Annotated in this window: 11 protein-coding genes and 1 pseudogene; all 12 read left to right on the top strand. The window is 61.0% G+C overall.

What is annotated here, in order from left to right; genetic code table 11:
* A partial coding sequence (locus JFT80_RS13965) for a cbb3-type cytochrome c oxidase subunit I (protein ID WP_201148245.1) occupies positions 1-561 on the top strand: 561 nt, incomplete at its 5' end.
* The gene (ccoO, locus tag JFT80_RS13960; protein ID WP_064116879.1) at positions 561-1,169 is read left to right on the top strand and encodes a cytochrome-c oxidase, cbb3-type subunit II; all 609 of its coding nucleotides are present in this window, start codon (positions 561-563) and stop codon (positions 1,167-1,169) included. The genes JFT80_RS13965 and ccoO, both read left to right, overlap by 1 nt.
* Before the next feature lie 5 nt (positions 1,170-1,174).
* Entirely contained in the window at positions 1,175-1,360 is a 186-nt protein-coding gene (locus JFT80_RS13955) for a CcoQ/FixQ family Cbb3-type cytochrome c oxidase assembly chaperone (RefSeq protein ID WP_003175465.1), read from the top strand.
* A complete protein-coding gene (gene ccoP, locus JFT80_RS13950; RefSeq protein WP_201148244.1) occupies positions 1,357-2,340 on the top strand; it encodes a cytochrome-c oxidase, cbb3-type subunit III in 984 nt (327 codons plus the stop codon). Before JFT80_RS13955 ends, ccoP begins: the two co-directional genes overlap by 4 nt.
* 320 nt (positions 2,341-2,660) lie before the next feature.
* Positions 2,661-4,076: a cytochrome c oxidase accessory protein CcoG gene (gene ccoG / locus JFT80_RS13945; protein WP_201148243.1), complete on the top strand. Its 1,416-nt coding sequence runs from the start codon at positions 2,661-2,663 to the stop codon at positions 4,074-4,076.
* A gap of 11 nt (positions 4,077-4,087) precedes the next feature.
* Positions 4,088-4,627 (top strand): FixH family protein, encoded by a 540-nt coding sequence (locus JFT80_RS13940; RefSeq protein WP_201148242.1) that lies wholly within the window; start codon positions 4,088-4,090, stop codon positions 4,625-4,627.
* 153 nt (positions 4,628-4,780) lie between these two features.
* A pseudogene (locus JFT80_RS13935) lies at positions 4,781-7,230 on the top strand (heavy metal translocating P-type ATPase).
* 24 nt (positions 7,231-7,254) lie between these two features.
* Positions 7,255-7,473, top strand: a complete 219-nt coding sequence (ccoS, locus tag JFT80_RS13930) for a cbb3-type cytochrome oxidase assembly protein CcoS (protein WP_045060277.1) — start codon at positions 7,255-7,257, stop codon at positions 7,471-7,473.
* Positions 7,466-8,149: a sulfite exporter TauE/SafE family protein gene (locus JFT80_RS13925; RefSeq protein ID WP_201148241.1), complete on the top strand. Its 684-nt coding sequence runs from the start codon at positions 7,466-7,468 to the stop codon at positions 8,147-8,149. Before ccoS ends, JFT80_RS13925 begins: the two co-directional genes overlap by 8 nt.
* Before the next feature lie 199 nt (positions 8,150-8,348).
* The gene (gene hemN, locus JFT80_RS13920) at positions 8,349-9,731 is read left to right on the top strand and encodes an oxygen-independent coproporphyrinogen III oxidase (protein ID WP_201148240.1); all 1,383 of its coding nucleotides are present in this window, start codon (positions 8,349-8,351) and stop codon (positions 9,729-9,731) included.
* A 93-nt stretch (positions 9,732-9,824) separates the two neighbouring features.
* A complete protein-coding gene (gene fnr, locus JFT80_RS13915; protein WP_201148239.1) occupies positions 9,825-10,559 on the top strand; it encodes a fumarate/nitrate reduction transcriptional regulator Fnr in 735 nt (244 codons plus the stop codon).
* A 78-nt stretch (positions 10,560-10,637) separates the two neighbouring features.
* Positions 10,638-11,186, top strand: coding sequence for an adenine phosphoribosyltransferase (locus JFT80_RS13910; protein ID WP_045060280.1), 549 nt, complete (start codon positions 10,638-10,640; stop codon positions 11,184-11,186).
* Positions 11,187-11,523: the final 337 nt, after the last annotated feature.

Raw genomic sequence — 11,523 nt, 5'->3', positions numbered from 1 at the left:
CTGTCGGGCGCCTGGCATAAGCTGCGCACCGACCCGATCCTGCGGTTCCTGGTGGTCTCCCTGGCGTTCTACGGCATGTCGACATTCGAAGGCCCGATGATGGCCATCAAGACCGTGAACTCGCTGTCGCACTACACCGACTGGACCATTGGCCACGTACACGCCGGTGCGTTGGGTTGGGTGGCGATGATCTCGATCGGCGCGATCTACCACATGATCCCGAAACTGTTCGGCCGTGTGCAGATGCACAGCATCGGCCTGATCAACGCGCACTTCTGGCTCGCGACCATCGGTACCGTGCTCTACATCGCCTCGATGTGGGTCAACGGCATCACTCAGGGCCTGATGTGGCGTGCAATCAACGACGACGGCACCCTCACCTACTCGTTCGTTGAAGCGTTGCAAGCCAGCCACCCGGGCTACATCGTTCGTGCCTTGGGCGGTGCATTCTTCGCCAGCGGCATGTTCCTGATGGCTTACAACGTCTGTCGCACCGTGCTCGCCTCGAATTCGGCTGAAGCCGAAGCCGCCGCCCAGATCGCTGTCGTTGGAGCTCACTGATGAAGCATGAAGCTGTCGAGAAGAATATTGGCCTGCTGGCCTTCTTCATGGTCATCGCCGTCAGCGTTGGCGGCCTGACCCAAATCGTTCCGCTGTTTTTCCAGGATGTCACCAACAAACCGGTCGAAGGCATGAAGCCGCGTTCGGCGCTGGAACTGGAAGGCCGCGACGTCTACATCGCCAACGGCTGTGTCGGCTGCCACTCGCAGATGATCCGTCCGTTCCGTGCTGAAACCGAACGCTATGGCCACTACTCGGTTGCCGGTGAAAGCGTCTGGGATCACCCGTTCCTGTGGGGTTCCAAGCGTACCGGTCCGGACCTGGCCCGAGTGGGCGGTCGTTACTCCGATGACTGGCATCGTGCGCACTTGTACAACCCGCGCAACGTGGTGCCTGAGTCGAAAATGCCGGCTTACCCGTTCCTCGTGGAAAACAAGCTCGACGGCAAAGACACGGCCAAGAAAATGGAAGTGTTGCGCACGCTCGGCGTTCCTTACACCGACGAAGACATCGCCGGGGCCAAGGACGCCGTGAAGGGCAAAACCGAAATGGACGCGCTGGTGGCCTATCTGCAAGGCCTGGGCACCATCATCAAAAGCAAACGGTGATCTGGATGGATATCGGGATGATTCGTGGCCTGGGCACCGTTGTTGTGATGGTGGCTTTCATCGGTCTGGCGTTGTGGGTGTTCAGCCCCAAGCGCAAGTCGGAGTTTGAAGACGCGACCTTGTTGCCTTTTGCGGATGATCCCGAAGCCATCAAGCACGTCGAGCAAGCTTCTAGGAGTAACAAAGAATGACTACATTCTGGAGTCTGTACGTCACAGTCCTCAGTCTCGGTACGATCTTCGCCCTGACCTGGCTGCTGTTGTCGACCCGCAAGGGCCAGCGCAGCGAACAGACGGACGAGACGGTCGGGCACTCCTTCGACGGGATCGAGGAGTACGACAACCCACTGCCGAAATGGTGGTTCATGCTGTTCGTGGGCACCATCGTGTTCGCACTGGGTTATCTGGTTTTGTACCCTGGCCTGGGCAACTGGAAAGGTCTGCTGCCGGGCTATAACTACCTCGATAACGACAAGCAGACCGCGTTCGCCAACGGCCAGACGGGCTGGACCGGCGTGCACGAGTGGGAAAAGGAAATGGCTCGTTCGGACGCCAAGTTTGGTCCGATCTTCGCCAAGTTCGCCGCGATGCCAATCGAAGAAGTCGCCAAGGATCCGCAAGCACTGAAAATGGGTGGCCGCCTCTTCGCCTCCAACTGTTCGGTGTGCCACGGTTCCGACGCCAAGGGTGCCTACGGTTTCCCTAACCTGACTGACGCCGACTGGCGCTGGGGCGGCGAACCGGAAACCATCAAGACCACCATCATGGGCGGTCGTCACGCGGTGATGCCGGCCTGGGCTGAAGTGATCGGTGAGCAAGGCGTGGCCGACGTCGCTGCATTCGTCGTGACCAAACTCGATGGCCGTAAACTGCCGGAAGACACCAAGGCTGACCCGGAAAACGGCGGAAAACTGTTCGCCGCCAACTGCGTGGCCTGCCACGGTCCAGAAGGCAAAGGCACCCCCGCCATGGGCGCGCCGAACCTGACCCACCCGGGCGCGTTCATCTACGGTTCAAGCTTTGCGCAACTGCAACAGACCATCCGTTACGGCCGTCAGGGCCAGATGCCAGCGCAGGAACAACTGCAAGGCAACGACAAGGTGCACCTGCTGGCGGCTTACGTATACAGCCTGTCCCACGGTGAAAAAGCACCGGCGGAAGATGCCCAGTAACCTTTGATGCAATAAAAACGGCCCCGCCCATGTGAATGGGCGGGGCCGTTTTGTTTATGGCCTATGCTCGCTTAACGCTTCACCTGTAGGGGATTGGATTTACGGTCATGGGAGGGCCCTGGCGCTGCGAAAACCGGCCATGACTCACAAGTCAATTGATTCAAGTCATTACACCATCGGATAAATTCTCCCAACGCGACCAAAGGTCGCACCCTTGAGCTAGAGCGACAGGCGTATCATTGCGCCACTGCAACACTCCTTTTTGACCGCGGTTGGCACGTATCGACCGAGGCATTTTTCCACTGCCGTGGGATGCAATGATGAGCAACCAGATTCCGGTACACGACGTCACACCACCGAGCAAAAACGCGAACAACAGCGTTGACCTTTACGCCTCTCGAGAAAAAATCTACACCCGCGCTTTCACCGGCCTGTTCCGCAATCTGCGGATGATGGGCGGCGCGGCATTGTTCCTGTTGTATTTCGGTACGGTGTGGCTGAACTGGGGCGGCCATCAAGCGGTGTGGTGGAATTTGCCCGAGCGCAAGTTCTTCATCTTCGGCGCGACCTTCTGGCCACAGGATTTCATTCTGCTTTCGGGTCTGTTGATCATCGCCGCCTTCGGCCTGTTCTTCATCACGGTGTATGCCGGCCGAGTCTGGTGCGGTTACACCTGCCCGCAAAGCGTGTGGACATGGATTTTCATGTGGTGCGAGAAGGTCACCGAAGGCGACCGCAACCAACGCATCAAGCTCGACAAGGCGCCGATGAGCGCCAACAAGTTTGCACGCAAATTCGCCAAACACGCGCTGTGGTTGCTGATCGGTTTCGTCACCGGCATGACCTTCGTCGGCTACTTCTCGCCGATCCGCGAACTGGTGTTCGAATTCTTCACCGGCCAGGCCGATGGCTGGTCGTACTTCTGGGTCGGTTTCTTCACCCTCGCCACCTACGGCAACGCCGGTTGGTTACGCGAGCAGGTGTGCATTTACATGTGCCCATATGCGCGCTTTCAGAGCGTGATGTTCGACAAAGACACGCTGATCGTTTCCTACGATCCACGTCGCGGGGAAAGCCGTGGCCCGCGCAAGAAAGGCGTCGACTACAAGGCCCTGGGACTCGGCGACTGCATCGATTGCACGATGTGCGTGCAGGTCTGCCCGACCGGCATCGACATCCGCGACGGCCTGCAGATCGAGTGCATTGGCTGCGCCGCGTGTATTGATGCCTGCGACAGCATCATGGACAAAATGGACTACCCGCGCGGCCTGATCAGCTACACCACCGAACACAACCTGTCCGGGCAGAAAACCCATAAACTGCGGCCACGCCTGATCGGCTACGCCATCGTGTTGCTAGCGATGATCAGTTTGTTGGTCACCGCGTTCTTCATGCGCTCGCTGGTTGGTTTCGACGTCAGCAAGGACCGTGTGCTGTACCGCGAAAACGCCGAAGGCCGGATCGAAAACGTGTACAGCCTGAAGATCATGAACAAAGACCAGCGTGACCACACCTACCTGCTTGAAGCAACCGGCCTGCCGGACCTGCGCCTGCAAGGCAAGCGCGAGATCAAGGTCGCGGCCGGCGACATAGTCAGCATGCCGGTCGAACTGTCGAGCGCACCGGAACAACTGCCATCGAGCACCAACGAGGTGAAATTCATCCTCAAGGATGCCGATGACGACAGCGTCCACGTTGAAGCCAAGAGCCGATTCATCGGCCCACAAATCCGTTGAGAGAACTGAACATGCCCGCAGCAAACGCCGCAAGCCCCTGGTACAAGCACCTTTGGCCATGGATCATCATCGCCATCCTGGCCTGCTCGGTGACGCTGACCTTGTCGATGGTAACCATCGCGGTGAACAACCCGGACAACCTGGTCAACGACAATTACTACGAGGCCGGCAAAGGCATCAACCGTTCGCTGGATCGCGAGTTGCTCGCGCAGAACCTGAAGATGCGCGCCAACGTGCATCTGGATGACGTGACCGGCGAAGTCGACCTGCGCTTGAGCGGTGACAGCCAGCCAAAAACCCTGGAACTGAACCTGATCTCGCCGACGCAGCCGGAAAAGGATCGCAAGATCACCCTGACCCACAGCGACACCGAGGCCGGCCGCTACATTGGCCAGGTGAACGACAAGGTTGAAGGGCGTCGGTTTGTCGAGCTGCTGGGCGTGGAAAACGACAAGACCTGGCGCATGTTCGAAGAAGAACAGGTCAGCCATGACAAGGACCTGCTGCTGGGCGACGAGCCGCTGCAGGGTGCGGAAGACCTGAAAAAATAAAGCCTGCGCGCCCCCTGTAGGAGCGAGCTCGCTCGCGATGGACGTCAACGATAACGCTGGGAGCCTGATACCCCGCGGCGCTCATTCGTTCTTCGCGAGCAAGCTCGCTCCTACAGGGTTCTCAGCAGCTCCCGGAAGATCTAGATTTCCCCCATGACCACACCAACCCCCTGCTACCACTGCGCCCTACCCGTCCCGGGCGGCAGCCGCTTCACCGCCATTGTGCTGGGGCAAACCCGCGAGTTCTGCTGCCCGGGTTGCCAGGCCGTGGCCGAAGCCATCGTGGCCGGGGGCTGGAAAGTTATTACCAGCATCGCAGCGAAGCATCGGCCAACCCCGAAGCCCTGCCGGTGCAGCTGGTGGACGAACTGGCGCTGTACGACCGCGCCGATGTGCAAAAACCTTTCGTCCGTCATGAAGGCGACCTCGCCGAAACCACGCTGTTGATGGAAGGCATCAGCTGCGCCGCGTGTGGCTGGCTGATCGAAAAACACCTGCGCACGCTGCCCGCCGTCGCCGAAGCACGGCTGAACCTGTCCAACCATCGTTTGCACGTACGCTGGGCCGATGCGCAAGTGCCGCTGAGCCAGATCCTCGCCGAACTGCGCCACATCGGTTACGCCGCGCACCCCTATCAGGCCGACCGCGCCAGCGAACAGTTGGCCAGTGAAAATCGTCTCGCCCTGCGCCAACTCGGCGTGGCCGGGCTGCTGTGGTTCCAGGCGATGATGGCAACCATGGCGACATGGCCGGAATTCAACATCGATCTCAGCCCCGAGCTGCACACGATCCTGCGTTGGGTCGCATTGTTTCTGACCACGCCGATCGTGTTTTACAGTTGCGCGCCGTTCTTCAAAGGGGCGATGCGCGATCTGCGCACACGGCACCTGACCATGGATGTCTCGGTATCGCTGGCCATCGGCAGTGCCTACATCGCCGGGATCTGGACATCGATCACCGGCGTCGGCGAATTGTATTTCGACGCGGTCGGCATGTTTGCCTTATTCCTGCTCGCTGGGCGCTATCTGGAACGTCGCGCGCGTGAACGTACCGCCGCCGCCACGGCGCAACTGGTCAATTTGCTGCCGGCCTCGTGTCTGCGCCTTGATGCAGAAGGTCAGAGCGAACGCATCCTGCTCAGCGAATTGCGCCTGGGCGATCGAATTCTGGTGCAAGCGGGCTCGATCCTGCCGGCGGACGGCAAGATCCTCGACGGCCAGTCCAGCGTCGACGAGTCCCTGCTCACCGGCGAGTACCTGCCGCAACCGCGCACCCTGGGCGATGCGGTGACCGCGGGAACACTTAACGTAGAGGGCGCGCTGACCGTTGAAGTCCTGGCACTCGGCCAGGACACGCGCCTGTCGGCTATCGTCCGCCTGCTGGACCGCGCCCAGGCGGAAAAACCGCGCCTGGCGGAAATCGCCGACCGCGCCGCCCAGTGGTTTTTGCTGTTGTCGCTGATCGCTGCCGCCGTAATCGGCCTGGTGTGGTGGGAGCTGGACTCATCGCGGGCCTTCTGGATCGTGCTGGCCATGCTCGTGGCGACCTGCCCGTGCGCCTTGTCCCTGGCGACGCCGACGGCGCTTACCGCCGCAACCGGCACCCTGCACAAACTCGGCTTGCTGTTGACCCGTGGTCATGTGCTGGAGGGTTTGAACCAGATCGACACGGTGATTTTCGACAAGACCGGCACCCTCACCGAGGGCCGACTGGTGCTGCGCTCGATCCGGCCGCTCGGTGCGCTGGACAGCGATCAGTGTTTGAGCCTCGCCGCCGCTCTGGAAAATCGCTCGGAACACCCGATTGCCCGAGCCTTCGGCCGTGCACCGCTGGCGGCTGAAGAAGTCCACAGCACGCCAGCCCTGGGCCTGGAAGGTTTGGTCGGCGAACAGCGCTTGCGTATCGGTCAGGCGGAATTCGTCTGCGCCCTCAGCGGCTCGCCTTTGCCAACACTGCCGGACGAGGCGGGCCAATGGTTGCTGCTCGGTGACAGCTCGGGGCCGCTGGCGTGGTTTGTTCTCGATGACCGCTTGCGCGACGATGCGCCCGCCCTGCTCGCTGCCTGTAAGGCGCGTGGCTGGCGCACCTTGCTGCTGTCCGGCGACAGCTCGCCGATGGTCGCCAGCGTTGCAGCTGAACTGGGCATTGACGAGGCCCGTGGCGGCCTGCGCCCGGATGACAAGCTGCAAGTGCTGCAACAGTTGCACAAGGAAGGTCGCAAGGTGCTGATGCTTGGCGACGGCGTCAACGACGTGCCCGTGCTGGCTGCAGCTGACATCAGCGTGGCGATGGGCTCGGCCACTGATCTGGCAAAAACCAGCGCCGACGCCGTGCTGCTGTCCAATCGCCTCGACGCACTGGTACAAGCCTTCACCTTGGCGCGGCGTACCCGTCGGGTAATCATCGAGAACCTGCTGTGGGCGGCGCTGTACAATGGCCTCATGTTGCCGTTCGCCGCCCTCGGCTGGATCACTCCGGTGTGGGCCGCCGTCGGCATGTCGATCAGTTCGTTGACCGTGGTGCTCAACGCCCTGCGCCTGACTCGCCTGCCGAGCGCGCCGGCCATCAGCGCCACGCCACAAACCCGCCCGCTGCCGGCCTGAGCCGCGCGGGCATGGAGTGAACCCATGCCAGCCTTATACGTGATGATCCCGGCCGCGCTGCTGATCGTGGGCATTGCGATCTACATTTTCTTCTGGGCCGTCGACAGCGGCCAGTACGACGACCTCGACGGCCCGGCCCACAGCATTCTGTTCGACGACCAGGACCCCAAGCACACGGCTGCAGTCGACGAGGCCAGTGGTCACGTGGACAAGCCTGAAGACAAGGCCCCGCCCCATGCTTGAATTGGCACCCCTGCTGGTGTCTGCGGTGATCCTGGGCCTGCTCGGTGGCGGTCATTGCCTGGGCATGTGCGGCGGTTTGATGGGCGCCCTGACCCTGGCGATCCCCAAGGAGCAGCGCAGCCGGCGCTTTCGGCTGCTATTGGCGTACAACCTGGGGCGAATCCTCAGTTATGCGACCGCTGGACTGCTGATCGGCCTGGCGGGCTGGGCGGTGGCCAACAGCCCGGCGGCGATGTTCATGCGCGTGCTGGCCGGGCTGCTGTTGATTGCCATGGGCTTGTATCTGGCCGGTTGGTGGAGCGGCCTGACGCGCATCGAAAGCCTAGGGCGCGGTTTGTGGCGCTACATCCAACCGGTGGCCAACCGTTTGCTGCCGGTGTCCAGCCTGCCCCGCGCGCTATTGCTTGGCGCGTTGTGGGGCTGGCTGCCGTGCGGATTGGTTTACAGCACGCTGCTGTGGTCGGCGAGCCAGGGCAATGCGCTGGACAGTGCGTTGTTGATGCTCGCGTTTGGCCTCGGCACTTGGCCGGTTTTGCTCGCCACAGGCCTGGCCGCCGAGCGAGTCACCGCGCTGCTGCGCAAACGCAGCGTGCGGATGACCGGTGGATTGCTGGTGATCCTCTTCGGCATCTGGACCCTGCCCGGCCCGCATCAGCATTGGTTGATGGGCCATTAGATCGGCGGTGTGGCCTTCGCGAGCAGGCTCGCTCCCACAGGAGATTTGTGTTGCGGCACCGTTCAAATGTGGGAGCGAGCCTGCTCGCGAAGAGGCCTGCATGACCAACACACCTCTCCCCGTTGATACAAATCAACAGCCCCATCGCCGCACCCCGATAGACTCGCCACACTGCCAGCCTATCCGGGGGAATGCCCGCATGCTCGACGCCATTCGTTGGGACTCTGATCTGATCCGCCGCTACGACCTGGCGGGGCCGCGTTACACCTCGTATCCGACGGCCGTGCAATTCAACAGTCAGGTCGGCACTTTCGACCTGTTCCATGCCCTGCGCGACAGTCGCAAAGCCCTGCGCCCGTTGTCGCTGTATGTGCACGTGCCGTTCTGCGCGAACATTTGCTACTACTGTGCCTGCAACAAGGTCATCACCAAGGATCGCGGCCGCGCACTGCCGTATCTGCAACGCCTGGAGCAGGAAATCCAGCTGATCGCCTGCCACCTCGACCCCGCGCAGAAAGTCGAGCAACTGCACTTTGGCGGCGGCACCCCGACCTTTCTCAGCCACGACGAACTGCGTCAGTTGATGGCGCACCTGCGCAAACACTTCAATCTGCTGGATGACGACTCTGGCGATTACGGCATCGAAATCGACCCGCGCGAGGCCGACTGGTCAACCATGGGCCTGCTGCGCGAACTGGGATTCAACCGCGTCAGCATCGGCCTGCAGGACCTGGACCCTGCCGTGCAGCGAGCCGTCAATCGCCTGCAGAGCCTGGACGAAACCCGCGCGGTGATCGACGCCGCGCGCACCCTGCAGTTTCGCTCGATCAACATCGACCTGATCTACGGCCTGCCAAGACAAATGCCGGACAATTTTGCCCGCACCGTCGAGGAAGTCATCGCGCTGCAGCCGGATCGGCTGTCGGTGTTCAACTACGCCCACCTGCCAGAACGCTTCATGCCCCAGCGGCGGATCAACAGCAACGAGTTGCCGACCCCGGCGCAGAAGCTGGAAATGCTGCAGCGCACCATCGAACAACTGACCGCCGCCGGGTACCGCTACATCGGCATGGACCACTTCGCCCTGCCCGACGATGAACTGGCGATTGCCCAGGAAGAAGAAACGCTGCAACGCAACTTCCAGGGCTACACCACCCACGGTCATTGCGATTTGATTGGTCTGGGGGTCTCCGCGATCAGCCAGATCGGTGATCTGTACTGCCAGAACAGCAGCGACCTCAACGAATACCAGAACACCCTCGCCGCCGCGCAATTGGCGACCAGCCGTGGCCTGGTGTGCAACGCCGACGACCGACTGCGGCGGGCAGTGATTCAACAACTGATCTGCAATTTCAGCCTGGAATTTGCCGAGATCGAGCAGATGTTCAATATCGACTTTCAAGGTTATTTCGGCGCGCTGTGGCCGCAACTGCAAGGCATGGCCAACGATGGCCTGATCGAGCTCGACAACGATCGCATCACTGTACTGCCCGCCGGGCGATTGCTGGTGCGCTCGGTGTGCATGGTGTTCGATCGTTATCTGGGACAACACAACCGCGAGCGGTTTTCCAAGGTGATCTAATGACCTGGGTCAAATCGCCGCGTGCTGGTCGGATAGTCCTCTGGTGGGTTACCCTTACGTCTTATGTGTGTTTTTCCCACAAGGATTGAAGAAATGTCCGAGCCAGTCAAACTGCGCGCTCATGGTCAGGCCCACTGCAAGGATTGCAGCCTGGCCCCGCTGTGCCTTCCACTTTCACTGAATCTGGAAGACATGGATGCGCTGGACGACATCGTCAAACGTGGCCGCCCGCTGAAAAAGGGCGAGTTCCTGTTCCGTCAGGGCGACACGTTCGATTCCGTTTATGCAGTACGCTCCGGCGCCCTCAAGACCTTCAGCCTGAGCGACAGTGGCGAAGAGCAATTGACCGGCTTCCACCTGCCGAGCGAACTGGTCGGCCTGTCCGGCATGGACACCGAGAAACACCCGGTGTCCGCCCAGGCGCTGGAAACCACCTCGGTTTGCGAAATCCCCTTCGAACGCCTCGACGAACTGGCCCTGCAATTGCCGCAATTGCGCCGTCAGTTGATGCGCGTGATGAGCCGCGAAATCCGCGATGACCAGCAAATGATGCTGCTGTTGTCGAAGAAAACCGCCGACGAGCGCATTGCAACCTTCCTCGTCAACCTGTCCGCGCGCTTCCGCGCTCGCGGCTTTTCGGCCAACCAGTTCCGCCTGAGCATGTCGCGCAATGAAATCGGCAACTACCTAGGTCTGGCGGTGGAAACCGTGTCCCGCGTATTCACGCGCTTCCAGCAGAACGAGTTGATCGCCGCCGAGGGCAAAGAGATCCACATCCTCGACCCGATCCAGCTCTGCGCGCTCGCCGGCGGTTCGATCGACGGCTGATCTCGATCCGCGGTTGAGCGAAGCGTTTCAGCCGCGGGTATACTGCGCCGTTTGCAGCCCTGCCAGGACAACTCGACGATGGTCTTCGACTCCTTCGATATCAAATCCCTTATCCGCCCTGTGATCGACTTCCCGAAACCGGGCGTGATCTTTCGCGACATCACCCCGCTGTTTCAATCGCCAACGGCCCTGCGCCTGGTGATGGACAGCTTCGCGCACCGTTATGTAGAAGCCGACTTCACCCACATCGGCGCGATGGATGCGCGCGGTTTCCTGATCGGCTCGGTATTGGCCTATCAGTTGAACAAGCCGCTGGTGCTGTTCCGCAAGCAAGGCAAACTGCCGGCCGACGTGCTGGCTGAAGGTTACGCGACCGAGTACGGCGAAGCGTTTCTGGAAGTGCACGCCGACAGCCTGTGTGAAGGCGATTCAGTGGTGATGTTTGATGATTTGATCGCCACCGGCGGCACGCTGATTGCGGCGGCCAACCTGATTCGCCGCATGGGCGCGCGGGTGCATGAAGCGGCGGCGATTATTGATTTGCCGGAGCTGGGTGGGTCGCAGAAGCTGGAAGATATGGGGATACCGACTTTTTGCCTGACGCAGTTTGCGTTGACTGATAAGTAAGTCGCCTGTTCCGACGCCATCGCGGGCAAGCCCGCTCCCACAGGGTTCTCTGTCATGCACATGATTTGTGTACGGCGCGGATCTTTGTGGGAGCTGGCTTGCCAGCTCCCACAGGGTTCTCTGTCATGCACATGATTTGTGTACGGCGAGGATCTTTGTGGGAGCTGGCTTGCCAGCTCCCATAGGGTTCTCTGTCATGCACATGATTTGTGTACGGCGCGGATCTTTGTGGGAGCTGGCTTGCCAGCGATGGCGTCAGTCGCCATACCGCCAACCTCACAGCCCCATGTGCTCTCACAGGGTTCTTTGACCTGCACAAGATTTGTATACCGCGCGG

Origin of the sequence: Pseudomonas sp. TH10 (assembly GCF_016651255.1) — a bacterium.
Lineage (GTDB): Bacteria > Pseudomonadota > Gammaproteobacteria > Pseudomonadales > Pseudomonadaceae > Aquipseudomonas.
This window is presented reverse-complemented; position numbering and strand designations above follow the sequence as displayed.

Bases quoted from the DNA above. Each gene is read 5' to 3' on its own strand.
- JFT80_RS13940 (WP_201148242.1), top strand. From the start codon at position 4,088: ATGCCCGCAGCAAACGCCGCAAGCCCCTGGTACAAGCACCTTTGGCCA.
- ccoG (WP_201148243.1), top strand. From the start codon at position 2,661: ATGAGCAACCAGATTCCGGTACACGACGTCACACCACCGAGCAAAAAC.
- ccoO (WP_064116879.1), top strand. From the start codon at position 561: ATGAAGCATGAAGCTGTCGAGAAGAATATTGGCCTGCTGGCCTTCTTC.
- JFT80_RS13925 (WP_201148241.1), top strand. From the start codon at position 7,466: ATGCTTGAATTGGCACCCCTGCTGGTGTCTGCGGTGATCCTGGGCCTG.
- fnr (WP_201148239.1), top strand. From the start codon at position 9,825: ATGTCCGAGCCAGTCAAACTGCGCGCTCATGGTCAGGCCCACTGCAAG.
- ccoS (WP_045060277.1), top strand. From the start codon at position 7,255: ATGCCAGCCTTATACGTGATGATCCCGGCCGCGCTGCTGATCGTGGGC.
- ccoP (WP_201148244.1), top strand. From the start codon at position 1,357: ATGACTACATTCTGGAGTCTGTACGTCACAGTCCTCAGTCTCGGTACG.
- JFT80_RS13955 (WP_003175465.1), top strand. From the start codon at position 1,175: ATGGATATCGGGATGATTCGTGGCCTGGGCACCGTTGTTGTGATGGTG.
- JFT80_RS13910 (WP_045060280.1), top strand. From the start codon at position 10,638: ATGGTCTTCGACTCCTTCGATATCAAATCCCTTATCCGCCCTGTGATC.
- hemN (WP_201148240.1), top strand. From the start codon at position 8,349: ATGCTCGACGCCATTCGTTGGGACTCTGATCTGATCCGCCGCTACGAC.